The 25,435-nt window shown below is 36.2% G+C and carries 21 protein-coding genes; 13 read left to right on the forward strand and 8 right to left on the reverse strand.

Annotated features, from left to right (window positions below):
- Nucleotides 1–20: 20 nt before the first annotated feature.
- Complete coding sequence (locus CRS_RS04885) at nucleotides 21–596, forward strand: glutathione peroxidase (RefSeq protein ID WP_142722956.1); 576 nt, start codon at nucleotides 21–23, stop codon at nucleotides 594–596.
- Nucleotides 597–607: 11 nt separating this feature from the next.
- Nucleotides 608–1,513: an ADP-ribosylglycohydrolase family protein gene (locus tag CRS_RS04890; RefSeq protein ID WP_142722957.1), complete on the forward strand. Its 906-nt coding sequence runs from the start codon at nucleotides 608–610 to the stop codon at nucleotides 1,511–1,513.
- 4 nt (nucleotides 1,514–1,517) lie between these two features.
- Here CRS_RS04890 and CRS_RS04895 read toward each other — a convergent pair whose 3' ends face one another.
- Entirely contained in the window at nucleotides 1,518–2,174 is a 657-nt protein-coding gene (locus CRS_RS04895) for an NAD(P)H-binding protein (RefSeq protein ID WP_142722958.1), read from the reverse strand.
- 114 nt (nucleotides 2,175–2,288) lie between these two features.
- On the opposite strand from CRS_RS04895, the gene CRS_RS04900 reads away from it, so the two are divergent.
- Both CRS_RS04900 and CRS_RS04905 read left to right on the forward strand, forming a co-directional pair.
- The gene (locus CRS_RS04900) at nucleotides 2,289–2,642 is read left to right on the forward strand and encodes an MmcQ/YjbR family DNA-binding protein (protein ID WP_142722959.1); all 354 of its coding nucleotides are present in this window, start codon (nucleotides 2,289–2,291) and stop codon (nucleotides 2,640–2,642) included.
- 86 nt (nucleotides 2,643–2,728) lie between these two features.
- Nucleotides 2,729–3,223 (forward strand): hypothetical protein, encoded by a 495-nt coding sequence (locus CRS_RS04905; protein WP_228451177.1) that lies wholly within the window; start codon nucleotides 2,729–2,731, stop codon nucleotides 3,221–3,223.
- 8 nt (nucleotides 3,224–3,231) lie between these two features.
- On the opposite strand, the gene CRS_RS04910 is transcribed toward CRS_RS04905, so the two are convergent.
- Nucleotides 3,232–4,281 (reverse strand): acyltransferase, encoded by a 1,050-nt coding sequence (locus CRS_RS04910; protein WP_142722960.1) that lies wholly within the window; start codon nucleotides 4,279–4,281, stop codon nucleotides 3,232–3,234.
- Nucleotides 4,265–5,191 (reverse strand): bifunctional riboflavin kinase/FAD synthetase, encoded by a 927-nt coding sequence (locus tag CRS_RS04915; RefSeq protein WP_142722961.1) that lies wholly within the window; start codon nucleotides 5,189–5,191, stop codon nucleotides 4,265–4,267. Before CRS_RS04915 ends, CRS_RS04910 begins: the two co-directional genes overlap by 17 nt.
- A 206-nt stretch (nucleotides 5,192–5,397) precedes the next feature.
- Between CRS_RS04915 and atpD the strand changes: the two genes are divergently transcribed.
- The 3 genes from atpD (at nucleotide 5,398) to CRS_RS04930 (ending at nucleotide 8,168) form a co-directional block, all read left to right on the forward strand.
- Nucleotides 5,398–6,906 (forward strand): F0F1 ATP synthase subunit beta, encoded by a 1,509-nt coding sequence (gene atpD / locus CRS_RS04920; protein ID WP_065397992.1) that lies wholly within the window; start codon nucleotides 5,398–5,400, stop codon nucleotides 6,904–6,906.
- An 81-nt stretch (nucleotides 6,907–6,987) separates the two neighbouring features.
- The gene (locus tag CRS_RS04925; protein ID WP_142722962.1) at nucleotides 6,988–7,269 is read left to right on the forward strand and encodes a F0F1 ATP synthase subunit epsilon; all 282 of its coding nucleotides are present in this window, start codon (nucleotides 6,988–6,990) and stop codon (nucleotides 7,267–7,269) included.
- An 80-nt stretch (nucleotides 7,270–7,349) separates the two neighbouring features.
- On the forward strand, nucleotides 7,350–8,168 hold the full coding sequence (locus CRS_RS04930) for a hypothetical protein (RefSeq protein WP_142722963.1): 819 nt from the start codon (nucleotides 7,350–7,352) through the stop codon (nucleotides 8,166–8,168).
- Between the two features lie 355 nt (nucleotides 8,169–8,523).
- Here the strand turns inward: CRS_RS04930 and CRS_RS04935 are convergent, their stop codons facing one another.
- From CRS_RS04935 to CRS_RS04955, 5 genes are all read right to left on the reverse strand, one after another.
- A complete protein-coding gene (locus tag CRS_RS04935; RefSeq protein WP_142722964.1) occupies nucleotides 8,524–10,713 on the reverse strand; it encodes a radical SAM protein in 2,190 nt (729 codons plus the stop codon).
- Between the two features lie 114 nt (nucleotides 10,714–10,827).
- Entirely contained in the window at nucleotides 10,828–11,589 is a 762-nt protein-coding gene (locus tag CRS_RS04940; RefSeq protein ID WP_142722965.1) for a hypothetical protein, read from the reverse strand.
- A 280-nt stretch (nucleotides 11,590–11,869) separates the two neighbouring features.
- Entirely contained in the window at nucleotides 11,870–12,748 is an 879-nt protein-coding gene (locus CRS_RS04945) for a DMT family transporter (RefSeq protein WP_142722966.1), read from the reverse strand.
- A 69-nt stretch (nucleotides 12,749–12,817) separates the two neighbouring features.
- Nucleotides 12,818–14,089, reverse strand: a complete 1,272-nt coding sequence (locus CRS_RS04950; RefSeq protein ID WP_172617008.1) for a pyridoxal phosphate-dependent aminotransferase family protein — start codon at nucleotides 14,087–14,089, stop codon at nucleotides 12,818–12,820.
- An 84-nt stretch (nucleotides 14,090–14,173) separates the two neighbouring features.
- Complete coding sequence (locus CRS_RS04955; protein WP_002979259.1) at nucleotides 14,174–15,211, reverse strand: PLP-dependent cysteine synthase family protein; 1,038 nt, start codon at nucleotides 15,209–15,211, stop codon at nucleotides 14,174–14,176.
- 222 nt (nucleotides 15,212–15,433) lie between these two features.
- On the opposite strand from CRS_RS04955, the gene CRS_RS04960 reads away from it, so the two are divergent.
- The 6 genes from CRS_RS04960 to CRS_RS04985 all read left to right on the forward strand — a co-directional run bounded on the left by CRS_RS04960 (nucleotide 15,434) and on the right by CRS_RS04985 (nucleotide 25,364).
- Nucleotides 15,434–18,919: a DUF2723 domain-containing protein gene (locus CRS_RS04960; protein WP_142722967.1), complete on the forward strand. Its 3,486-nt coding sequence runs from the start codon at nucleotides 15,434–15,436 to the stop codon at nucleotides 18,917–18,919.
- Nucleotides 18,920–19,007: 88 nt separating this feature from the next.
- Nucleotides 19,008–20,501 (forward strand): hypothetical protein, encoded by a 1,494-nt coding sequence (locus tag CRS_RS04965; protein ID WP_142722968.1) that lies wholly within the window; start codon nucleotides 19,008–19,010, stop codon nucleotides 20,499–20,501.
- Nucleotides 20,502–20,613: 112 nt separating this feature from the next.
- Nucleotides 20,614–21,141 (forward strand): DUF1697 domain-containing protein, encoded by a 528-nt coding sequence (locus tag CRS_RS04970; RefSeq protein ID WP_142722969.1) that lies wholly within the window; start codon nucleotides 20,614–20,616, stop codon nucleotides 21,139–21,141.
- A 596-nt stretch (nucleotides 21,142–21,737) separates the two neighbouring features.
- The gene (gene kdsA / locus CRS_RS04975; RefSeq protein ID WP_142722970.1) at nucleotides 21,738–22,547 is read left to right on the forward strand and encodes a 3-deoxy-8-phosphooctulonate synthase; all 810 of its coding nucleotides are present in this window, start codon (nucleotides 21,738–21,740) and stop codon (nucleotides 22,545–22,547) included.
- 43 nt (nucleotides 22,548–22,590) lie between these two features.
- Nucleotides 22,591–24,828 (forward strand): TonB-dependent siderophore receptor, encoded by a 2,238-nt coding sequence (locus tag CRS_RS04980; RefSeq protein WP_142722971.1) that lies wholly within the window; start codon nucleotides 22,591–22,593, stop codon nucleotides 24,826–24,828.
- Between the two features lie 155 nt (nucleotides 24,829–24,983).
- Complete coding sequence (locus CRS_RS04985) at nucleotides 24,984–25,364, forward strand: hypothetical protein (RefSeq protein WP_228451178.1); 381 nt, start codon at nucleotides 24,984–24,986, stop codon at nucleotides 25,362–25,364.
- The last annotated feature ends 71 nt before the right edge of the window (nucleotides 25,365–25,435 follow it).

Below are 25,435 nucleotides of genomic sequence, written 5' to 3' on the forward strand. Positions count from 1 at the left end.
GCTGCAAAAAATTATAAAATATGGAAAAGATTTTTTTACTGCTGCTTTCTTTCATAGCATTTCTGCAAAGCTGCACCAATCAAAAAAGTGAAATTTCTAAAGCTAAAACCAATGAACTTATGGGAAAAACAATATACGACTTTAAAGTAGAAAGTCTTGACGGCAAAGAAATCAATTTTGCTGATTTCAAAGGAAAGAAAATCCTGATTGTCAATACCGCTTCAGAATGTGGATTTACTCCACAGTATGCAGATCTTGAGAAAGTATATGAGCAGTATAAGGATAAATTGGTAGTGATAGGTTTCCCTGCTAATAATTTCGGGGGACAGGAGCCTGGAACCAATACTGAAATTGGGGCATTCTGCCAGAAAAATTATGGGGTGACATTCCCAATGGCTGCAAAAGTTTCTGTAAAAGGAGATGATACAGCGCCTATCTTTAAATATTTAACAGAAAAAGAGTTAAATGGAGTAAAGAATACAAGTATCCTTTGGAACTTTACCAAATTCCTGGTGGATGAAAACGGAAAACTGATCGATTCTTTTGTAAGTACTACAAAGCCTACAGATGAGGCTATTACAAAGTATCTGAAGTAATAAACTATTGCATGGATTTTTTGGATCGGTTTGAAGCTTGTATCATTAGCGGAGCAATTGGAGATGCGTGGGGAAGCAGCTATGAAAATGAAGTAGAAACTGATGATTCCCATATTTATTATTGGGGAAAAAAGAAGATAAAGAAAAGGATCTGGAGTATTACAGATGATACCCAAATGACTTTGGCGACCTGCGAAGTTTTATCTGAAGGTAGTTTTACTCCTGAAAATCTTATCAATAAATTTATAGAATATTACAGAAGCCGCAAATTAATAGGAATTGGGGCTTCAACACTAAAGGCAATTTTAGATACTGAAGCAGGCATCCATTGGAGCCAGGCTGGAAGAATTGGAGAGTTTGCCGCAGGAAATGGAGGAGCGATGAGAATTGCTCCTTTTGCTTTTTTCTCAGATATTACAAGACAAAATATTTATGAAGCATGTAAGGTAACGCACAGAAATGATGAAGCCTATTCCGGATCTTTGGCTGTTTTTCTTGCTATAAAAGCAATCCTAAATTCTGATTGGAATGGAAACAATAATCTTTTCGATATTATTATTCCGGAAATTCCTGATTCAAACGTAAAAGACAGATTAACTGAAATTAATTCAACAGGAAAGAATTCTTCAATTTCAGAAATATCAAAATTTGGCAATAATGGTTATGTTGTTAATTCAGTTCCATTCGCAATTTACTGTTCAACCAAAATTCTTGATCTGGGTCTGGAAGAAATGTTGAAACAAATTATCAGTTCGGGAGGAGATACGGATACCAACGCTTCAATCGCCGGGCAAATTGCGGGAACATTGATCGGAACTGAAAATATTCCTCATGAATTAATTTTGAAACTTAAAGAATTACCGGATTACAAATGGATCAGGCAAATTATCGATGCAACAAAACAGACAATCAGCTAAAATACTATCCGTTGCTTTTTTCTGCAAAACAAAAGATATTTCCCAGCTTTATACTGGAATAGCCATTGCTTTTTATTTTTGAGGAATTGATCATTGCCTTGGCCAGAATATCCGTTGGCAGAGGCTTTTGACTTTCCAGCAGCCCAAGCTTATTAGCAAATTTTATAATACGGCTGCCTAAGACTTCTCCGGTTCTTTCAGAATTCTTTCTTTCGAGCATTCCCGGTTTAAAAATAGTGATCTTGTTAAAATGCAGTTGTTTTACAGCTTCTTCAAGCTCACCTTTCATTTTGGAATAAAAAATTTTAGACTGCGGATTAGCTCCATACGCTGATACCAGGATATAGTCTTCCACATTATTCTCTTTGGCTGCTTTTGCAAACTCATACTGATAATCAAAATCTACTTTTTTCTGGGCTTCTTTGCTTCCGGCATCCTTTAAAGTAGTTCCCAGGCATGAAAATGCAACATCTCCCTTTACCTTATCTTTCCATTCTTCAGGCTTTTCAAAATCCACAACATGAACTTTAAGCTTATCGTTCTGAATATCGACAGGTTTTCTGACGAAAATGTTCACTTCATCGAATTCCTTATCATGGAGTAACTGATTCACCAGATCTTTTCCTGTGGCGCCTGTAGCACCTATTACCAAAGCTTTCATAATATTGTGATTGTGTGAGATTATTTCTTTCTTAAATTTACTAAATTTGAATTAAAGAGTAAAGAATTAATTTAATCATTACTTATTGCTTACCACTCATTACTCATATACACTATGGATGCCAACGAAATTTTAGATTATTGTCTTGCCAAAAAAGGGGTTACAGAAAGTTTTCCGTTTGATAACGAAACACTTGTGCTGAAAGTAGATACCAAAATGTTTTTATTGATGGGGCTTGAGAGGCAGCCGTTAGCGATCAATGTAAAAACAGATCCCGAGTGGAGCGCTGAGCTTCGTGAACAGTATCCTCAGATTACAGGTGCCTATCACATGAACAAAACCCATTGGAATTCTGTTATACTGGATGGGTTAAAAAGAGATTTGATTTTCAGTCTTATTGATCAATCCTATGATCTGGTTTTTAAATCCCTTACAAAAAAAGTACAGAATGAAGTAAATTCTTTATAAAGTATCTATTATATAAAATTGGGGTACGGAATTTGTTATCTATTGTTGGTGAAATATGTAATTAATAGTAATACAATAAATAACAAATGAGAAATCACTTATTATTATTCATGGCAGCAGGGACATTGATGCTGTCAGGCTGTACAAAAACAGAGAAGGAAAATAAGGCAGCAACTCCTAATTCTGCAGCTTCAGTTTCTGAAAATACGCTTCCTGAAAATATTAAAATAGAGTTTTCAGGAGAAGATAAGTTTACAATTAAAAGTGCGCTTCTTAAAGTAAGCTTATATGGAATAGATGAAAAACTGGCTGATGCCCCTGCTACATTAATTACAGAACAGGAATATGAGCAGAAATCGATACCTTTCACCATCGATCTGCCAATACCCAAAGATACTCAGAGTAAGATCAATCCAAAACCTGTCGGTCCTGCCAAGTATTACGTGACCATAAGCTGGGATTCTGATGGCAATGGAAAAGCTGGTGAAAAAGGCGATATCGTTATTGACTATGACAAAGAGATTCCAAATGTGAAACTGAATAATGAAACTCAGAAAATCTACTTAAAAGTATTACAATAAGCAAAAGGCTATTCGGTGAGAATAGCCTTTTTTGTAAATAAATCTTTATATCCTAATGCTTTCTTTTCGATCAGATGCCAGGAAACATATCCCAACAGAATTGATAACGGTAATGAAAGCATAAATAACAGAGCTGTATCCAGTTTAAAAAAGTACATCAGGGTCTGCTGGATCGGGAAAGAATAAATATAAATTCCGTAAGAAGTATCCCCAATCACTTCCCCAACCTTATTAAGGTATCGGGTAGAGCTTTTGCCAAGAAGAATAACCAGCACAGGCAAAGTCATATAACAGGTATATTTGAAGATATTTAAGTATATACTAACCATAATAACAATGAAGGAAAGTATAATAAGAATATGTTCTGCTTTTTTGGGAACATTCAGGTAAGTTAATACCATTCCTCCAGCGAAAAAGCACATCAGATTGTAAAAATGATTACTTCCCAATGCAAACCTGTGAAATAATCCGTAAAGAAAATAGGGATAGAAAATACTTAAGATATAACTTGATATAAATAGCAGAATTACAACAGTTTTTACAAAAGCTTTTTTACGGATAAAGAACAGTAAAGAAACCATTACATACATACTGAATTCGTAGCATATCGTCCATAAACTCCCATTGATGCTATGTTTGTAAGGATTATTTTCAAAAACACCGTCAATACCTTTCTGTCGGAAAAACAGGGTTAAATTTTGAGGAATGTAAGTGTAAACGGATTTGTTCTGTAAGTAGGGAACGGAACTTTCATAAACTGCAGGTGCCAGCAAAACGGTAAGAAAAAGTACCACCAATAAGGCAGGGAAAAGTCTTAAAAGCCTTTTCCAGTAAAAATCAGGAAGACCTTTGCATCGCAGCAGGCTTTTAAAAATTAAATAACCTGAGATAATAAAAAAACCATGAACCCCCAGATAAGAAAATTCCATTTGTCCATTGGTGAGTTGGGATAGGGGATCGCCGAGGGCTGCTCCTGAAAGTGCGTAGGAATGGGTAATAACAACAAGACTTGCAAAAACAAGCCTCAGAAAATCAAAATTATTACTCCTTGAAATCATATTCCTGTGTTATTCTTTTATCCTCGTCCAGTCTTTCAATTAACTTATCAAGACCTTCAAATTTGATTTCATCATGAAGAAAATCTCTGAAACTTACCGTAATCTTTTCATCATAAATATCACCATCAAAATCAAGAATATAAACTTCCACAGTCAGTTTTTCCCCGTTTACCGTTGGATTGGTTCCAATACTCAGCATCCCTTTATATTGGTTGCCTTTTATGAGGACTTCTACAATATAAGCTCCTTTTTTGGGTAAAAGTTTGATAGACTCCGTATCAATATTGGCTGTAGGATAACCGATGGTCCTTCCGATTTTCTTACCATGAACTACAGTTCCGGAAACAGAGTAGGAGTATCCCAGCATTTCGTTGGCCTCCTTAATATTTCCTGCTAAAAGTGCATTACGTACTTTCGTGGAGCTGATATTATTTTCATGAATATTGATGGCTTCCATTTGCTCAACCTCAAAATCAAGTTCTTTTGACAATTTTTGAAGAAGCTCAAAATTTCCACTTTTATTTTTTCCGAAAGAATGGTCATATCCTATAATAAGGTATTTTACATTGAGTTTATCAACTAAAATATGACGTACAAACTCTTCTCCGGTCAGATTTCTGAATTCTTCATCAAATTCTTTCAGGAACAAATTATCAATCCCATATTTTTCAACCAACCGTTTTTTTTCTTCCAGCGTATTCAGAAGCTTCAAATCTTCATTAGGATTAAAAACAAACCTTGGATGCGGCCAGAAAGTAAGGATAGCAGTTTCCAGATTGTTTTCTGTTCCTACTTTAGTAAGTTCATCAATAATACTCTTGTGCCCGAGATGTACGCCGTCAAACATACCTAAAGACAATGCTAAAGGCTTCTGAGAGGCGTAATCTGTAAAATTCTTGAAAACTTTCAAAACGGAAAAATTTTGATTGCAAATATAGATATAATGTCACAATCTATCAATATAACAAAGTGTCAATATTTTTTGCAGATAAATATCATGGTCAGAATGGTAAATTATACCAGGACACATTTATAAAAAGCATGATAAAAATCTTTTTTTTACCAATTGTGGGTTTATGAAGAATCACTATATTTGCACCAAGAAAAAATTTAGCAATGGCAAACCAAATTAAAGGTAAAATTTCTCAAATTATTGGTCCGGTAATCGACGTTGTCTTCACAGATGTGGAAGCTGTTCCAGCAATCTATGACGCGTTAGAAATTACAAAAGAAAACGGTGAAAAAGTAGTTTTAGAGGTAGAACAACATATTGGCGAAGATACAGTAAGATGTATTGCAATGGACGCTACTGACGGTCTTAAGAGAGGACAGGATGTAATCGGATACGGAAATCCTATTACTATGCCAATCGGTGAGGCAGTAAACGGAAGACTATTCAACGTTGTTGGTGATGCTATCGATGGACTTCAAGATATTTCTAAGGATGGTGGTCTTCCTATTCACAGACCAGCTCCAAAATTTGATCAATTATCAACTTCAGCAGAAGTTTTATTTACAGGTATTAAAGTAATCGACTTAGTTGAGCCTTACGCAAAAGGAGGTAAAATTGGTTTGTTCGGTGGTGCCGGTGTAGGTAAAACAGTATTGATTCAGGAGTTGATTAACAATATTGCAAAAGGGCACGGAGGTCTTTCTGTATTCGCCGGAGTAGGTGAAAGAACGAGAGAAGGAAATGACCTTTTGAGAGAGATGTTGGAATCAGGTATTATCAAGTATGGTGATGATTTCATGCATTCTATGGAAAACGGAGGTTGGGATCTTTCTAAAGTAGATTTAGAAGCGATGAAAGATTCAAAAGCAGCATTCGTTTTCGGACAGATGAACGAGCCGCCAGGTGCAAGAGCGAGAGTAGCACTTTCTGGTCTTACATTGGCTGAGTATTACAGAGATGGTGGAGAAAGCGGACAAGGTAGAGATGTACTTTTCTTCGTAGATAACATCTTCCGTTTTACACAGGCTGGTTCTGAGGTATCTGCACTTCTTGGTCGTATGCCTTCAGCGGTAGGTTACCAACCGACACTTGCTTCTGAAATGGGTGCGATGCAGGAAAGAATTACTTCCACTAAAAACGGTTCAATTACTTCAGTACAGGCGGTATATGTACCTGCGGATGACTTAACTGACCCGGCTCCAGCAACTACGTTTGCTCACTTGGATGCCACTACAGTACTTGACAGAAAGATTGCTTCATTAGGTATTTATCCAGCGGTAGATCCACTAGCTTCTACTTCAAGAATCCTTGCTCCTGAAGTTATTGGTCACGATCACTATAACTGTGCTCAAAGAGTAAAAGAAATTCTTCAAAGATATAAAGCACTTCAGGATATCATCGCGATTCTTGGTATGGAAGAACTTTCTGAAGAAGATAAAGCGGTTGTATACCGTGCAAGAAAAGTTCAGAGATTCTTATCTCAGCCTTTCCACGTAGCAGAGCAGTTTACAGGTATCCCAGGATCATTGGTAGACATCAAAGATACGATCAAAGGATTCAACATGATTATGGATGGTGAATTAGATCACTTACCGGAAGCGGCTTTCAACCTGAAAGGAACCATCGAAGAAGCTATCGAAGCAGGACAAAAAATGTTGGCTGAAAACGCATAAATTATTAACAATTTGAGATTTGAAATTTGAGATTCGAGGAGTAATTTCAAATTTCAAACATCAAATTTCAAATTTGTTTCTATGAATATAAAAATTTTAACACCAGAATACGTAGTTTTTGAAGGAGAAGTAGACTCAGTGTTGTTGCCTGGAAAAAATGGTGAATTCCACATCATGAAAAACCACGCAGGAATTGTTTCTTCTTTAATCGGAGGTGATGTAAAGCTTTTTGCTAATTCTATTGATGAGGCTTTTGCTAAAAATTTCACTAAAGAAGCTGGAAAAGACTCTGTTTTTGCTTATAATATCAAAAGCGGTGTTGTAGAATTTAATCATAATAAAGGAATTATCCTTTGTGAATAATTAAATGAAAAGCTAAATATATTTTCAAGAAAGTGTAACTTTGTGTTACACTTTTTTTATTTATGTATAAGTCTGATGGTATGAAGAAAGGCATAATCATATTCTTTACTGTTCTGGGTGTTTTCCTCCACGCTCAGAATATCAAAACCAAGAGAGGGATTATTAATCTTGATGGGATTCCGGTAGCTAAAATATCCAGCAAATCCAGTGAATATACTTTTATGGATCTGAAAGAAACACCGATGTATACTATAAAGTTCATTGATAAGAGCATTGTTGATTCTGTTCGTGACAGCTATATCAGCATCAATAGAGTATATAATAGAGATAAAACCATTGAAATAGATTATTCGTCACCTTCTGCCTTTTCCGGCGAAGAGAAATCAGCGGTTTTCACTTCGGTGAAGGATCTTAGAATCATTGATAACAAAGGGATCAATGTTAAAAATCTTGATGAGCTTTTTTCTAATGTACCCAAAAGGAAGCTGGATGCTAAAACAAAAGATGCTTATGCGATCAGAAAGAAAATAGATAAAATGAATATTGAGGTCAATAAAGTAGGAGAGATCCTCAGTAATGGAGTTCCGGTAGGCTATTTTACCAATTTGCCTGTAAGCTTTGGTTCAGAAGAAACCATTATGGATAAAACTCCAATAGATATTGAGATCTATGATGCTAAAAGTAAACTGATCGGAAGATATATTACGACCACAAAACAACTGAAAACTGCAGGAGGAAAATCCTTTACCATCTACAGAGAAATGTCTGGCAGGGCTTCTATTCTGAAGTTCCCGACCTACAAAGCACTGGCGGAAAGGATGGCGATCATGGATCCTAATTTTATTAAAGTTCAGGAGAAAGTATCTGTGGGAGCTGTATCAAAAGAAACGCCTAATTAATTTATGTAATACAGATTTTATCAATAGGAACGGGCTTTAGCCTGTTTTTTTATTATGGATTAAATTCATCCCGGCTTCAGCCAAAACCTATATAATTGTACTTTTAAACCACCCCGTCAAAAATTCTTTGAATTTTCGCCACCCCGCCGGAGGAGCGGAATATTTGCCGTTTATTTATAGTGGTTAGAAATTTGGATTTATATTAAATGAACTCTTCCAAAATAGAAAATACTTTATTCTCTCAAATCAAAATCAGCGTAATCCGTGAAATCTGTGGGAGATTATAATTCAATAGAAGCAGGTGTTATTCGTTCAGAAAAAATCACAAAAATCCCTGAGAAAAAAACGAAAATTTTTATAAACTTAAAATCACTCCGTTTTCCTTCAATTGCTGCATTGGTTTCGAGAACCAAAATAACTCAAAATCCTCAAAATTTTCTTCAAAATTATTTTTAAGTTGTTGAATGGTAGGTTTTTTAGAATTTTCAATTGCGTTTTCTTCCAGCACTTTCATCAGCCATTCTGCTTTCTCCTGTTCCAGCTCAACCTTTACAATATTGGTTTTTAAATGGAATGTAAGCAGCGTATATGTACCGGAATATTTCTTTTTATTTTTTATGCGATTCTCAGCGATTACGTTTTTGGTTAAAAAGACAACTTTGGAATTGGTCTTCAACTGAAACTGCCCATCTTCCAAAAGACAGTCGTGAATATAGTCCGGATGTATGGTTGTTCGTGGAATTTTAAAATCAAACCATTCCTGAAGTGACAGTTCAAAATTAACTCCGTGCATATAATTGAACAGAGATTTCTTTAATCCAAAGCTGAACTTGTTATGATCGATTCCGGTTGTATCTTTAAAATCAATATCATTATTGGCAAACAGAATTTCCTGCTTTACCGGAACTACTCCAAAATCTTCAGGGCTCATCCCAACCGGGGAATGGGCTGTCATGGCAAACTGATGCCAGAAGCCACTCTGAAGAATTCCCATTTCAAACATTTGTCGTACCATTTCTAATGAATCCACCGTTTCCTGAATGGTTTGGGTAGGGTAGCCATACATCAGGTAGGCATGAACCATAATTCCCGCTTCAGTAAAATTTCTTGTTACATTGGCAACCTGTTCCACAGAAACTCCTTTATCAATCAGTTTCAACAGTCGGTCACTGGCCACTTCAAGTCCGCCGGAAACAGCTACACATCCTGAAAGTTTCAGGAGATAACATAGATCACGGGTAAAGCTTTTTTCAAAACGGATATTGGTCCACCAGGTAACCACCAGATTTCTTCGGAGAATTTCCAGCGCTACTTCTCTCATTAAGGCAGGTGGTGCGGCTTCATCCACAAAATGGAATCCTGTTTCACCTGTTGTATGGATCAGTTCTTCAATCCGGTCTACAAGGATTTTAGCAGAAATCGGTTCATAAATTTTGATATAGTCTAAGGAAATATCACAGAATGTACATTTTCCCCAATAGCACCCATGGGCCATGGTCAGTTTGTTCCATCTGCCGTCACTCCATAAGCTGTGCATAGGATTGGCAATTTCGATAACGGAAACATACTGATCCAGTTTCAAATCTGTATAATCAGGAGTCCCTATTTCAGACTGCTTGTAATCATGTCTTTTAGAATTGTTTTTGTAAGCAACCTCTTTGTTTTCGATAAGGAAAGTTCTTTTAAACTCACCTTCTTCAGCAGTAATTTCTAAATTATGATGAAGAAGTTCCAGGGGAAGTTCACCATCATCTAAGGTAATAAAGTCGAAAAACTCAAAAACCCTCTGATCTTTAACTTCTCTTAATTCCGTATTGGGAAAGCCTCCTCCCATTGCAATTTTAATATGAGGATATTGCTTTTTGATCCATTGGGCACATTTGAAACCGGCATACAGATTACCAGGAAACGGTATTGAAAAACAAACCAGTTTTGGCTGAACAGTTTCGATTTTTTCCTGAAGAATTTTTAAGGTAAATTCATCAATAAATGTAGGTTCACCTGATAATTTGGAATACAGTTCATCGAAAGAGTTGGCACTTTTTCCGAGACGTTCGGCATATCTGCTGAAACCAAAATCGGCATCAATATTTTCAACAATATAATCGGAAATATCTTCTAAATAAAGTGTCGCCAGATGCTTGGCTTTATCCTGGAGCCCCATATTTCCAAAAGCAAATTCCATATCGTCCAGCTGGTTGAAACGGGAGGCTTCGGGAAGAAAGTTCATGCTGCAGATCTGTCTTGCCAATGTTGGTGTTTTTCCCTGTAAAAAAGGAATAACCTGATCTATCGTTTTTAAATATTCTTCTCTTAAAGCATAAATTCTCTGGGAATTTTCAGAGGTGTTCTGAAGATCAATCTCTTTATTGAAAACCTTCTGGATTCCGTCTTTTGAAAATAATTCCAGAATAACATCGATCCCCAAATCTACCTGATACGCGGAAATATTTTTGGTATTTAAAAATCCTTTAATATAAGCTGTTGCAGGATAAGGAGTGTTAAGCTGGGTAAAAGGCGGAGTAATAAGAAGCAGGTCTTTCAACAGAAATTTTTTGCAAAGTTATTCCAAAGTTTTTTTAGAAAAAAATTTTTTCTCCTGATTATAAACAGTGAAGAAAAGACTTTGGATTTCTGCATTATTACCATTTCCGGTTTGCTAAAATAAATTAGCCGGTTTATTAAACAGCGCATCCGGACTATTGGTCTCAATAAAGGTTAAAAATACATTTTCATCAAAATACCCATCTTCATCAAGGATTTCAGCTTTCAATAAGCCAATTTCACCAGGTCTTTCAATACTGATATTTTCGATGAATTTTCCTGTTTTTCCGATGATTTCGTTATGAAAGCTTATTAAATATCTGGAATATATATTTCCTTCAGATACTGTATAATGACCGTTTTCTGCAATCAGAGAAGTCATGATACTTCCTCCGATATACGTTTCATTATCATTGCCTGATGCTCCGAACAATACTTTGGACGTAACGGTTCCGGAACAGTATAACGAACCGTTGATGACTATATTTTCTGCCTGTATATTGCCTGTGACAATAAGAATTATATAGTCTTCTACAAAGAGCTGGCGGGATAAATTGAGATCTCCTTCTAAAAGTACAATTTTATATCCTTCATCTTCATGGGTAATGAGATCAAGAGAAGTGTTGCTTTCGTTTTCTATGAGGACAATTTCAGGGGTGTCGTCTTCATTATTGATAGACAGGGAAGCATCCTTTATTTTTTCTGCTGTTTCATCGTCCAGCATTTCAAGAAATTCAGTAAGACTTTCTTCGTCTAAATAGCTTTCATTGAAAAAATTATTTTCCATGGCTTCATAAACGACATTGTATAGATTTTCTGATTTTTCTTTGAGTTTTTTGTATAATTGATCTTTGGTGAGTTTTTGTAATTCTTTCATCGGCTTTTAAAAGTATATACATCTGTCTATCCAGTGGGGGAACACCTATTAATAGATAGATGCAATATAGCCAGATAAATTTTGTTATGCCAGAATGTAAGGTATTTATTTTCTCAAATATTTTTCATATATATCATTTTTTCAGCTTAATATTATCGTTTCATAAATAAACACAATTTCGCGAATTTCTGTGTAGTATTTTATTATTGTGGATATAGAAAAGAACATCATTGAATCCATCTTATGATATCATTTTAGATACCGATGTATTGCCTGATTTCTAAACATGGCCTACTTTTTTCTGATCACCGATCACATTCAGGGTAACTCCAAAAAGGATTAGAGTAATTCCGATAAGCAAATTGAGCGTAAATTTTTCATGAAACATCAGAACACTCACCAAAACAGCAACCACAGGCTCCAGGGCTCCTAAGATCGCAACAGGAGTAGAGCCGATGTATTTAATGGCATATACCAGGCAAAGACCCGATATAACAGTGGTGAGAAATGCAAAAATAAGAAAGTTAAAGAAAATCTCTGCTGAAGGAATCGTAAACGACTCATGAGCAATAACAGCTTTACTCATAAAGAACATTGAGGTGAAAAGCATAGAATAAAACGAAAGCTTGAATCCGGAAACCTTGATATTCGATTTATTGACGATAACCATATATAAAGCATAGAACAGTGAACTCAGCATTACAATTCCTAACCCTGCAAAATTGATTTCCAGTCCGTTTCCTTTTAAGCATAAAACAATTACCCCCGCGAAAGCCATAAGTAAAGAAGCGCCGGACAGCCTGGTAAGCTTCTCTTTGTAAAAGAAAAGCATAATCAGTGCAACAATAATCGGGTAGATAAATAAAACGGTAGAGGCAATTCCCGGTGTCAGAAAATCATACCCTAAAAAAAGAAACTCTGAAGAAAGGGCATAGCAGATTCCAAGGATGGCAAGAATTAAAGCTTCCTTTTTATTGATTTTAAAGGTTTCCCTGGAATACAGCAGATATCCTCCTATCATTAAAGCTGAAAAGAAAAATCTGTAAAACAGCGTAATATCCATTGAAAAGTGTGCCCGCTTGACAGGCAGTATAAAAACCGGAATAAGACCATATGAAATGGCCGACAGAATTCCCAGTGTGTAACCTCTAAGTTTCATTTGCTTTATAGTTATTAAACAAAAATGCCACTGATTGGTTTCAGTGGCATTTTTTATTTTAAGATTAGATTAAATCGGTTTAAAACTTAACCCTTGTTCCTGGAGTAATTTTTGCTCCTGCTCTTTGTAGTAGCCACCTACTAATTTATCATGAATAGCTTCAAACGCAGCCAGAGTTTCATTGATCTCAGCATCTGTATGAGAAGCGGTAGGAATCAGTCTTAAAAGAATCATTCCTTTCGGAATGACCGGATATACCACCACAGAGGTAAAGATCCCGTAATTCTCTCTTAAATCCTTTACCAATAGAGTGGCCTCTACCGGAGTTCCCTGCATCATTACAGGAGTTACACAAGTGTTGGTATCTCCAATATTGAAGCCTCTTTCTTTAAGTCCGTTCTGTAGTTTATAAACATTCTCCCAAAGTTTGGCTTTGATCTCAGGTCTTGATCTCAATAGCTCCAATCTTTTTAATCCTCCGATTACCATTGGCATGGTAAGAGATTTTGCAAAGATTTGTGATCTCAGGTTGAATTTCAGATATCTGATGATTTCTTTGTCACCCGCAAGAAACGCTCCGAAACCTGCCATTGATTTGGCAAAAGTAGAGAAATAGACATCAATCTGATCGTTACAGTCCTGCTCTTCACCCACACCGGCACCTGTTTTACCAAGCGTTCCGAAACCGTGTGCATCGTCTACTAAAAGTCTGAATTGATATTTTGATTTAAGGTCACAGATCTCTTTGATTTTTCCCTGCTGGCCTCTCATCCCGAAAACCCCTTCTGTAATCACAAGGATACCACCTCCTGTTTCTTCAGCTACCTTAGTCGCTCTCTGAAGGTTTTTCTCAAGACTTGCCATATCATTGTGCTTATAGGTAAATCTCTTACCGGAATGAAGTCTTACTCCATCCACGATGCAGGCATGAGAATCCATATCATAAACAATTACATCATTTCTGCTTACCAAAGCATCAATGGTAGAAACCATTCCCTGGTAACCGAAATTCAATAAATATGCTGATTCTTTTTTTACAAAGTCTGCCAGTTCTCTTTCCAGCTGAAGGTGCTGATCTGTTTCTCCGGACATTGCTCTTGCTCCCATTGGATAGAACATTCCATATTCTGCTGCAGCTTTTGCATCTGCTTCTATTACTTCAGGATGATTACACAGTCCTAAATAATCATTGGCACTCCAGAAAATTACTTCTCTACCCTGAAACTGCATTCTAGGGCCTATAGGTCCCTCTAATCTTGGGAAAATAAAATAGCCTTCACCATAATCTGCAAATTGTCCAAGTGGTCCTGGATTTTCTTTTATTCTTTCAAAAATATCCAACATTGTATCGTAATTTTTAAGTAAAAAAGCCTTTTTTGTCAGAACACGCAAAAGGCTTTATTTGTATCGTGATTTTATTCGTTCTTATTTGATAAACTCAGTTTTGAAAACTTCGTCATAGTTGTGAACACAGTTGTTGACAAATCCCTGCTCAGCCATCCATTTATCACTGTATACTTTGGTGATGTATCTGGACCCATGGTCAGGATATATTAGAACAACCAGATCATTTTCTGTAAGTTCATGAGACTGTGCATACTGCATCAATCCCTGTGTTACAGCTCCTGTCGTATAGCCACCCATGATTGCTTCTTTCAAAGCAATTTCGCGGGTTCTGTACGCGGACATTTCATCATTGACCCTTACAAATTCATCTACCTTGTCGAAAAGCAGGGCAGAAGGGATCAGGTTTTTACCCATTCCTTCGATCTGATAAGGATGTACATCTTCTTTGTGAATTTCTCCTGTCTCGTGATAGCTCTTTAGTATAGAACCGTCTGCATCTACTCCGATGATCTTGATATCCGGATTTTTTTCCTTCAGAAACTTTGCTGAACCAGACAGCGTACCACCAGTTCCGGTACAGGCAAAAAGGTGAGTGATCTTACCTTGTGTCTGTTCCCAGATTTCAGGACCGGTAGTCTGATAATGTGCATCAATATTCAGCTCGTTAAAATATTGATTGATGTAAATAGAATTAGGAGTTTCCTTAGCGATTCTTTTAGCTACTTCATAGTATGATCTGGGATCATCTGCCGGTACATTGGCCGGACATATATACACCGTAGCCCCCAATGCTTTCAGGTAAGCAATTTTTTCAGGTTTTGTTTTATCACTTACTGCAAGAATACATTTATATCCCTTAATGATACATACCATCGCAATAGAAAACCCGGTATTTCCGGAAGTAGTTTCTACAACTACAGAATCTTCTTTTAAAAGGCCTTTTTTCTCTGCGTTTTCTATAATATGAAGTGCGATTCGGTCTTTGGTGGAATGTCCAGGATTATATGATTCTAACTTGGCATAAACGGTTGCTGGAATATCTTTTGTAACAGTATTTAGCTTCACCATAGGAGTATGTCCTATCAGGCCAAGGATATTATCGTAAACATTACTCATTATTTGTTATTTTCAATAAAAATCTGACTGCAAAAATACAAAAAAATAAATAATTACTAAACTTTTGTTTGATTTCTAGGGCATCGTTTATAAAAAAATATTTTTGTATTTTCAGTTTTGACAGGAGTATAATCGCAAATACTACGCCAAAATTTTTAAATTTTGTTAAAACCCGCATAAAATAAGATAAAAGCCTTATTTTCGCATAATTGATTTAATACTATGAAAAATTGGACTTTTAGGCAATGGAACACCGTTTTAGGATGGGTGATTTTCGTCATTGCGTTTTTCACGTACTTGTCCACCATAGAACCCAATTTCAGTTTCTGGGATTGTGGCGAGTACATTTCTTCTGCAGTAAAACTTGAAGTAACGCATGCTCCTGGAGCTGCTTTATTCCAGATAGTGGGTGCGGTGGCAGCCATTTTTGCATTAGGGAAAGGCGAAAATTACTCCATCGTAATCAACGCGATGTCTGCATTGTTCAGTGCGCTGACTATTTTATTTTTGTTCTGGACGATCACACATTTTGTGAGAAGACTTTTAAACAAAGATTTTGAAGAAATTACAAAACATGAGGAAATCTCTATTTTATTTGCCGGAGCTGTGGGAGCACTTTGCTTTACATTTTCAGACACGTTCTGGTTCTCGGCAGTAGAGGGAGAGGTTTACTCTATGGCTTCCATGTTTATCGCGCTTTTGGTCTGGTTAATCACCAAATGGGAAAATGAGTATAAAGCAGCGGACAGTGAGAGATGGATTATTCTTATTTTCTTTGTTTTAGGACTTTCTGTGGGAGTGCATATGATGTGTATGCTGGCAACTCCTATGGTATGTCTTGTATACTACGCCAGAAACTATAAATTTACCTGGAAAAACTTTATCTGGGCAAACCTTATCACATTAGGGATCTTAGCCGTTGTTTTCAAAATTATTTTCCCACTGATCATGACGATGTTCGGAAAGCTGGAAATTTTCTTTGTAAACGGGCTTGGTCTTCCTTTCCATTCAGGAACGATTGTGGCTTTTGTTCTGATGGTGGCGATCTGCTATTTCTTAATCAAATATGCAAGAAAAGCCAAAAGAAATATTTACCAGACAGCTGCATTATCTGTAGTTTTTATGATGATCGGATTCTCATGCTGGATGGTTATCCCAATCAGAGCGAATGCCAATCCACCAATGAACCTTAATGATCCGGATACGGCAATTGGTATGCTGGATTATTATAACAGAGAGCAGTATGGGGACTGGCCAACGATCTATGGACAGAATTATACCGCATTTCTTGATGCCAACGGAATTGAAAAGAATGAGGACGGAAGCTTCAAAACAAAGAAAACCGGCGAGATCTACGAAAAAGATGAGAAAACCGGAACATACAGAAAAACCGGAGACCGTTTCAATTATGTATTCAACAAGTCTCAGGTAAGCTTTATGCCGAGAATGTTCAATGAGGACAAGGATGTAATGGCCAACTATATTTCTATGTATGGTGCTCCTGATTTTACATTCAATTATGCGAATGAAGATGTTGCAGACAATCCACAGGCTAAACAGATTTTTGACGAGCTGAGAGCAAAATATGAAGACAAATCCATTACCGCTTCTGATTATCTGAAAGTAAAACCTTATAATCTGATCAACGTACAGAAGCCTTCATTCTTTCAGAATATGGACTATTTCATTTCATTCCAGAATCAGTATTATTTTGTGAGATACCTGATGTGGAATTTCGTGGGAAGACAGAATGATCTTGAAGGAAATATGGAAAGTACTAAAGGGAACTGGATTTCAGGAATTCCATTTATAGACAATGCTATTGTAGGAAATCAGGATAAAATGCCTGCTAAATTCAGGAATGAAAGTACAGTAAAATTCTTTTTTCTTCCATTAATTTTAGGTTTGATTGGATTCTTTTTCCAGTTAAACAGAGACTTTGGAAGATTCTATGCATTGTTATCCTTATTTGTTATAACAAGTGTGGGGATTATTTTCTATACAGGAGTAAAACCTTTTGAACCGAGAGAAAGAGATTATGCCATGGTAGGTTCATTCTATGCATTTGCAATCTGGATCGGTATGGGAGCCGGAGCCATCTTATGGTTCTTACAATCTAAAATAAAATCAAACGGAACCAATATCGCTCTGGGAGTGGTTTTATTAGGAGTACCTTTCATGATGGGCTTTCAGAACTACAATGTTCACGACAGAAGTAACAGATATACAGCATATGATTATGCTTATTCCGTTTTAAAATCATTACCGAAAAACGATATCCTTTTCGTGTATGGTGATAACGATACTTACCCGGTTTGGGCAATTCAGGAAACAGAAAGATTCAGAGATGATGTGAAGGTGGTTAACTTTACCCTTGCTTCAACTCCATGGAACCTTGATCAGGTAAAAAGAAGAACTTACAATGCTATGGGGATTCCTAGCCAGCTGACCCATGAAGATTACAGAGATGGCGTAAACGACCAGATCTATATGATGAAGAAAGAAGACTGGGAAGGGGTATTTTCTATGCTGAAAGAGCAGGGAGCTCCTGAAACAGAATTCCAGTCTTTCAGAAAATATCTTACTCAGGATTCTTTAACTTTGAAACAGGCTATTGAATTCATTAAATTCAAATCTCCTGAAAAAGACGAATTGTTGAAAATGTATTTCGGTGAAGAGAAATTTGAAAAATACAATATCCTTCCAGTAAACAAATTCATCCTTCCTGTCAATAAAGAAAATGCTTTAAAGGCAGGAATTATCAACAAAGAAGATCTTCCGAATGTTGCCAATCAGATCATGATTACTTATAAAGGAAATACATTGTACAAGAATAACCTGATCCTGATGGATCTTTTAGCAAACTTTGACTGGAAGCGTCCTATCAATTTCTCATCAGGAGGTATTTATGACAGTGAGAATATTTTCTACCTTAACGACTATCTTCAGTTTGACGGATTCAGTTACCGATTGATTCCAATCCAAACGCCTCCGACTGCTGACGGAGATATGGGAAGAGTAGATGCCAATTCTCTTTATAATGTAGTGAAAAACTTCAGATGGGGGAACTTCAAAAACTTAAATGCTCACTTCGATGAAACGGCAACTTCCAATATCATCAGTTACAGAATGTCAGCGAGCAGAGCCGCGGCAGCCCTTGCGTTAAGCGGACAGAAAGCCAAAGCGCTGGAAATTCTGGATCTTGCTGCGAAAGAAATTCCTGCTGAGAAATATAATGATCCACGTTCATTAAGTTCAATTGTTTCAGGATACATCATTGCAGGTCAGGAACAGAAAGGTCTTCAGATTGCAGAAGTACTTAAAAAAGCAATCTTTGAAGAATATGATTACTATTTAAGCCTTTCCAAATCAGATCAAAGCTATCTGAGAAGACAGATGAGAACCAAACCTATGGAATATTCTCTTGTCGTTTCTGCAGTAACAGATGCTTACACAAAGATCGGACAGAAAGAAAAAGCGTATGCTTATCTTGTAAAATCTATTGAGCCGATTGATAAGAAGTTCAATGTATTTATCAAAGATCTTCAGGAAATGGGTAAAGAAAAGGCGATGAAAGAATCTGAAAATGTACAGCAGATTACGCCATTCTATCAGTATTTATTTGATGTGATGGAGCCATACGATTCTACGTATTCAAAAGAAAAAGAAAATCAGATTACTACCGCGATTATCAAAGCAACAAAATAAAATACTTTAAAACGGGACTTCGGTCCCGTTTTTTTATTATTGGGAATCCTGAATATTAAGATTATATTTGTGAAACTAAAAATACATAATGGCTGAAACAAATAATAGCAGGTTCCCCATCTATGCCGTAATTGCTACAGTTGCTTTTAAAATTCTTTTTTTATGGACACATTATATTCAGGAGGATGCATTTATTACCTGGAGAGTCGCTCAGAACCTTCTGGATTATGGAGTGATCGGATTCAATGGAGATACTAAAATTTCTGCATCTACAACACATTTATATGTTTTTGTGTCTTATTTTTTCAATCTTGTTTTCGGAAAAGAAAACTTCATTGAACCTCTTTTGATTTTTAATTCTATATTATTCACAATAGGAACTTTATTGCTGTCTCATTTGGTGCTTAAAAACCCATGGCATAAGGCGGTCTTTATATTTCTGATCGGTATTTTGCCACCAGCCATTAAAATTTCAATACTTGGCATGGAATATGGAATCCTGTTTTTCCTTGAGATGTCTCTACTGTATTATGGATTCCATAAAGGAAAAAAATGGGTGTTGACACTTCTTCCGGTATTAATCATGTTTACAAGGATTGATACAGTAATATTTCTTGGAATTGTATTTCTCGTAGATGTATTCTGGAACAGAAAAATAAGATGGAATTATATTTTTGGAGGTGTTCTGGGGGTAATCTCAACAGTGGCTTTCAACTGGTTTTACTTTGGTGAACTGGTGAACAATACCATTACGGCAAAAAAACTTCTTTACAGTGAAGACTTTACCATACAGCAGCATATCGGGTACTTTTTTAAGAGTTTCGGAAATTTCTGGGGAATGCTGAAAGTTCCCGGAGATTTTAACCCTCTGACCATTGTCATATTGATTTTTGAACTGCTTTGCTTTATTTATCTTATCAGACAGAGAGAGAAGAGAAATTATTTTTTGTGGATGATCTTTCTTTTCGGATGGGCAAAACAAATAATATTCATTTCTCAAAAAAGTCTGTTCGACTGGTACTATTGGGTGCCGCAGCTTTTGCTTTTTGTACCGATTCTTATTTTTGTACTGGAACAGAAAGAGAAAAGAAATCTTTGGCTGGCATTATTGGTTATATTCTATATTTTTCCAATGCTTGTTTTTCAAACCGTTCATTCCATTGCAACAGGAAACGGAGAATGGAACTACCGCAGAACCATTGGTACATTTTTGAATCAATATGAAAAAGATAAAAATCAGTGGATCTTATTGGAGCCAGCTGGTTATGTTCCTTATTTTTCAGGATTGAAAACAATTGATGAGGTTGGCTTGGTTGATAAACAGATTCAGGAGGAAATTAAAAAAGATAAAGTGAATTATTGGATCAACACGGTAAAAACAAGAAAACCAAAATATCTTCTTTCCTACAAAAACCTGTATGAAGGTAATGATGCCAATTCAATCTATTATCAAACCCATTATCAACTTTTGAAGGAGTTCAGAGTGAAAGATCATCTGAAAAGTGACAATAAAATTTTAGAAAGAATATACCATCTTAAGCCTTCTGGAACAGACTATAATTTGTACATTAGAGTTGATTAAAAGATTGAAATATTTAAGGATTTAAAAATTTTAAAATAAGAAGTCTCTTAACTCTTTTACCATTAAACTTAAAACCTGTAATCTATCATTTAAACCCTAACTCCCTGAAAAAATGAAATACTGTGCTTTTCTCCGTGGTGTCAACGTAAAAGGAACCAACATGAAAATGGCGGATGTATGCCTGGTTTTTAAAAAGGCCGGTATGAAAGACGTAAGTTCAATACTGGCATCTGGAAATATTGTTTTTTCGTCCGATAAAAATGCTGAGGAATTAAAAGCAATTCTTGAAAAAGCGATGTCAGAACATTTTTCCTATGAGGCATTTCTGTTTATAAAATCCAAAGAGGAAACAGAAGTGTTCTGGAACAGCATTCCTTTCGATAAGAATGAAAATTTTCATATTTATGGTTTTGTTGGAATTCCCGGAGTGGAAAAGGTTCTGATGGATGAGTTCCAAAAGGCAGCCAAGGCAGAAAATGAAAAGGCAGAAATTATCAATGATTTATTTTACTGGCAGGTTCCGAAGGGAAATACGCTGGATTCCACCTTCGGAAAAGTGCTGGGTAAGAAAAGCCTTAAAGACAAGATGACAAGCAGGAATATCAATACATTTGAGAAGATTCTGAAAAAGATGGAGTAGATCTTTATCAGCATACAATACAGTACAATACAGTACAACACAATATAGCATTCCAAGATCATTAATAAATATTGTATTGTCAATAAGATAAAACAGTTTATATAATTCAATAGGAACGGGCTTTAGCCCGTTCTTTTTTTAATCAAAATTCCATTGGCTTTAGCCAAAATCTAAAATATCAGTCATCTTTATCATCGTGAACAAAGTAAGTTTTATGTTGGAAATCACAAGGACGCTAATTTTTTTGAATATCTGCTGTTTTAAGGCGCAAAGATTTTATCTCCGATAAAATTGTATGCTACATATTCTCTGGCAAGTTTAGCGGATATTCTGGCTATTTATAACCGCAAATAACACTGATTTTTACACAAATAGCCACAAATATCTGTGTAAATCTGTGGGAAATAAAACTTTCAAGATTTAGTTTATCACGCTGATTTGTCTTCCGCCAAGAATCTATCCTCAGAAACTTAATCAATAAAATATGACAACTACCTTCCCTAAAACCAAGACATCAAAACACACTCTCTCCTCAAATAATTTCCAAGTCTGAAACTTTCTCAGTATTTTTACTGAACTTTTTAATAACATCAAAAATGATTCAGTATTTAGATAATATTTCGCACAAAGATTCCAAAAACTTTTTCCTTATTGCCGGACCTTGTATTATTGAAGGGGAAGATATGGCATTGAGAATTGCAGAAAAAGTAATCAGTATCACAGATAAATACAATATTCCCTATATCTTCAAAGGAAGCTTCAAAAAGGCTAACAGAAGCCGTGTAGATTCTTTTACATCAATAGGTGAAGAAAAATCCCTTGAAATCCTTAAAAAGGTAGGAGAGACATTCAACATTCCTACGACAACAGATATTCATGAAAATGAACATGCGGCATTGGCAGCTCAGTACGTAGATGTACTGCAGATTCCTGCATTTCTGGTTCGTCAGACCGATCTTTTGGTAGCAGCAGCTAAAACGGGAAAATGTGTTACTCTGAAAAAGGGCCAGTTTCTTTCACCGGAAGCAATGAAATTTGCTGTTCAGAAAGTTACAGATTCTGATAATCAGAAAGTAGCAATTATTGAAAGAGGAAATTCTTTCGGATATACTGATCTGATTGTGGATTACAGAGGAATTCCTACCATGAGAGAATATGCTCCCGTTATTTTGGATGTGACCCACTCTTTACAGCAGCCTAATCAGAGTTCTGGGGTTACAGGAGGAAGACCGGAGCTTATTGAAACGGTTGCCAAAGCAGGAATTGCAGTAGGAGCAGATGGAATTTTCATTGAAACACATCCTACACCGGAAACAGCATTATCTGATGGAGCCAATATGTTAAGATTAGATTTATTAGAAGATTTGTTACAAAAATTGACAAGAATTAGAGAATCGATTTTGTAATTGTTAAAAAAACATTAATTTTAGAAATTCTAAAACATTTCTTTTGAAAAAACTAGTTTTACCGCTAAGCCTTATGGTCCCTTTTCTGATTTTCTCCCAACAAAGAAAAAAGGATACAGCGACCACTAAAGTAACCGATATAGAGGAAGTTGTCTTCCAGAAAAAAGCAACAGGAAGAACAAACGACCTTACCAATGTGAGAATTTCAGCAAAAGAAGCAAAATCTGTGGCTTCTATCAACGGTGGAATTGAAGGATTACTTAAAACACTACCTTCCGTAAATTCCAATACCGAGCTGTCTTCCCAATACATGGTCCGCGGCGGAAACTATGATGAAAATCTTATTTACATTAATGATATTGAAATCTACAGACCTTTCCTGATCAGAAACTCACAACAGGAAGGGATGAGTATCATCAATCCTGATATGGTTTCTACAGTGAATTTCTCTGCAGGAGGTTTTGAAGCTAAATATGGGGATAAGATGTCTTCTGCTTTAAATATCTATTACCGTGAACCTGAAAAATTTGAAGTTTCGGGAGAGGCAAGTTTAATCGGGGGAAGACTGACAACAGGTCTGGCTTCAAAAAATAAAAAATTTACCGCCCTATTTTCAGGGAGATACAGAAATACGAACCTTGTTCTCAATACATTAAAAGAAGATACAGACTTTAACCCAACCTATTGGGATTTCCAGTCTTATCTGAACTATCATGTCAGTGATAAATTCACCATGTCATTCATCGGATATTATTCAAAGAATGATTATGAGATGATTCCCAGAGCAAAAAGTGTTACTTTCGGAAGCCTTCAGCAGCCTATTACAGTAGATATAGGCTATGCCGGTAAAGAAAATGACCAGTACAAGAATATGATGGGTACTTTCTCCATGAACTATAAGCCGACAGACAAATGGAAGCTTACATTGGATGCTTTTGCCTATCAAAACAGAGAAAGAGAATATTATACGATAAATTCAGGATATGAATTGCAGACCTTTGATCCTGTGACGCAGCAGCCTGTGACATCTTTTGATGTTGGAGGGCAGATAGAGCATGCAAGAAATGATTTGTTTGTCAGAACATACGGGACTCAGTTCAGAGCCAAATTTTCTCCTAATGTCAATACTGATTTTGAAGTTGGATTCAAATATGAAAAAGAAAACCTGAAAGACCTTACCAATGAGTGGAAATTGGTAGACTCAGCAGGATACAGCATTCCAAGACCAGAGGTGATTGATCCCAGAACAGGAACTACCGGAGATCTTAAGCTTGCTTATTATATTGCCGGACAAAATAATATTGAACCTACAAGGCTTTCTGCCTATGCTCAATACTCACAGAAATTTTATTGGGGCGCCAGTAAAGTATTTGTGAATGCAGGAGTACGTGTCGCTAACTGGAGTTTCAATAAAGAAACAATATTCTCACCACGGGCTCAGTTTGCCATAAAACCGGATTGGGACAGCGATATGTTGTTCAAAATTTCAGGAGGAATCTACTATCAGGCCCCTTTCTATAAGGAAATTAAAGACCTTGATGGTAATTTCAATTCCAATATTAAGTCGCAACGCTCTATTCAGGTGATTCTTGCCAATGATTATGAGTTTCAGATGTATGACAGACCCTTTAAGCTTACAACAGAGCTTTATTATAAAAAAATGGACAATCTGATTCCATATTACATGGATAATGTAAGAATCCGTTATTCCGGACAGAATAATTCCAAAGGATATGCATATGGTATCGACACCAGATTATTTGGGGAATTTGTTCCGGGAGTAGATTCATGGCTATCTGCGAGTTATGCGAGAGTGTACGAAAATATTGATGGCAGAGGAAATATTCCAAGACCTACAGATCAGAGATTGAGATTTGCCATGTTCTATCAGGATTATATGCCAAGCTTTCCGTCTATGCGTGTCAATCTTACGCTTGTCTATGCGATGGGGTTACCAACAGGAGCTCCTGTGATGTTCGACAGTAATGGCCAGCCGGACTTTACGTCAGCATACAGCTATCAGAAAACCCTTCCATCTTATAAAAGGGTAGACTTAGGACTGACAAAGGTATTTATTGATCCAAAAGAAAAAAATAAGCGATCAGGATTCTGGGGTAATTTTGAAGAACTGACATTAGGTGTTCAGGTTTTCAATGCATTCAACATTAATAACACAGTAGCGAATCAATGGATTACGGATTATAATACCAATTATATGTATCCTGTTCCAGTGCGTCTTACAGGACGTTTCTTTAATGTAAAGCTGGAATTCAAACTTTAAAAATACAAAACTGAGATTGAATTGTAAATTTAATCCATATGAAATAAATAAAGCTTCCGAAAATTCGGAAGTTTTTTTATTTGCCCGAATTTTATAACAACATTACCAAATTTTATAACAATGGTGTCAAAGATATTTTTAAATTTGCTTTACCAATGAAAAAGATTCTTGCCATATTGTTTTCTGTTTTCTACTTCGGATTTTCTTCCGGAGCAGCTTTCAGTATTCATTATTGCATGAAAGAACTGGTTTCTGTAAGCCACAAGACAGAAGATATCTGTGCCAAATGCGGTGTCAAAAACAAAAAAGGATGCTGCAAGACAGAGATCAAAGTGGTAAAAGTGGATGATTCTCAGAAGTCAGATCTGCTAAAAATTGATTTTTTAGGTCAGATTTCAGAAATTCCTGTGAAACATCAGTTTGCAGTTATTGATAAGTCTTTTTCGGCAACCAAGTTTACTCAGATTCAGATCAATGCACCGCCCGAATACCGGCCGGTACCTATTTACATCAATCATTGTAATTTTAGAATTTAGAATCCGTCAGTCGTTTCCGGTATCATCAATTGTATACCGTTACGGGCGACATGTCCTGACGCATTTACTGA

Source organism: Chryseobacterium sp. ON_d1, assembly GCF_006829085.1.
GTDB lineage: Bacteria > Bacteroidota > Bacteroidia > Flavobacteriales > Weeksellaceae > Chryseobacterium.

What these genes read in the sequence shown, in the direction of transcription:
- CRS_RS04885 (WP_142722956.1), top strand. Translation starts at nt 21, where the DNA reads ATGGAAAAGATTTTTTTACTGCTGCTTTCTTTCATAGCATTTCTGCAA.
- CRS_RS04890 (WP_142722957.1), top strand. Translation starts at nt 608, where the DNA reads ATGGATTTTTTGGATCGGTTTGAAGCTTGTATCATTAGCGGAGCAATT.
- CRS_RS04895 (WP_142722958.1), bottom strand. Translation starts at nt 2,174, where the DNA reads ATGAAAGCTTTGGTAATAGGTGCTACAGGCGCCACAGGAAAAGATCTG.
- CRS_RS04900 (WP_142722959.1), top strand. Translation starts at nt 2,289, where the DNA reads ATGGATGCCAACGAAATTTTAGATTATTGTCTTGCCAAAAAAGGGGTT.
- CRS_RS04905 (WP_228451177.1), top strand. Translation starts at nt 2,729, where the DNA reads ATGAGAAATCACTTATTATTATTCATGGCAGCAGGGACATTGATGCTG.
- CRS_RS04910 (WP_142722960.1), bottom strand. Translation starts at nt 4,281, where the DNA reads ATGATTTCAAGGAGTAATAATTTTGATTTTCTGAGGCTTGTTTTTGCA.
- atpD (WP_065397992.1), top strand. Translation starts at nt 5,398, where the DNA reads ATGGCAAACCAAATTAAAGGTAAAATTTCTCAAATTATTGGTCCGGTA.
- CRS_RS04925 (WP_142722962.1), top strand. Translation starts at nt 6,988, where the DNA reads ATGAATATAAAAATTTTAACACCAGAATACGTAGTTTTTGAAGGAGAA.
- CRS_RS04930 (WP_142722963.1), top strand. Translation starts at nt 7,350, where the DNA reads ATGAAGAAAGGCATAATCATATTCTTTACTGTTCTGGGTGTTTTCCTC.
- CRS_RS04940 (WP_142722965.1), bottom strand. Translation starts at nt 11,589, where the DNA reads ATGAAAGAATTACAAAAACTCACCAAAGATCAATTATACAAAAAACTC.
- CRS_RS04945 (WP_142722966.1), bottom strand. Translation starts at nt 12,748, where the DNA reads ATGAAACTTAGAGGTTACACACTGGGAATTCTGTCGGCCATTTCATAT.
- CRS_RS04955 (WP_002979259.1), bottom strand. Translation starts at nt 15,211, where the DNA reads ATGAGTAATGTTTACGATAATATCCTTGGCCTGATAGGACATACTCCT.
- CRS_RS04960 (WP_142722967.1), top strand. Translation starts at nt 15,434, where the DNA reads ATGAAAAATTGGACTTTTAGGCAATGGAACACCGTTTTAGGATGGGTG.
- CRS_RS04965 (WP_142722968.1), top strand. Translation starts at nt 19,008, where the DNA reads ATGGCTGAAACAAATAATAGCAGGTTCCCCATCTATGCCGTAATTGCT.
- CRS_RS04970 (WP_142722969.1), top strand. Translation starts at nt 20,614, where the DNA reads ATGAAATACTGTGCTTTTCTCCGTGGTGTCAACGTAAAAGGAACCAAC.
- kdsA (WP_142722970.1), top strand. Translation starts at nt 21,738, where the DNA reads ATGATTCAGTATTTAGATAATATTTCGCACAAAGATTCCAAAAACTTT.
- CRS_RS04985 (WP_228451178.1), top strand. Translation starts at nt 24,984, where the DNA reads ATGAAAAAGATTCTTGCCATATTGTTTTCTGTTTTCTACTTCGGATTT.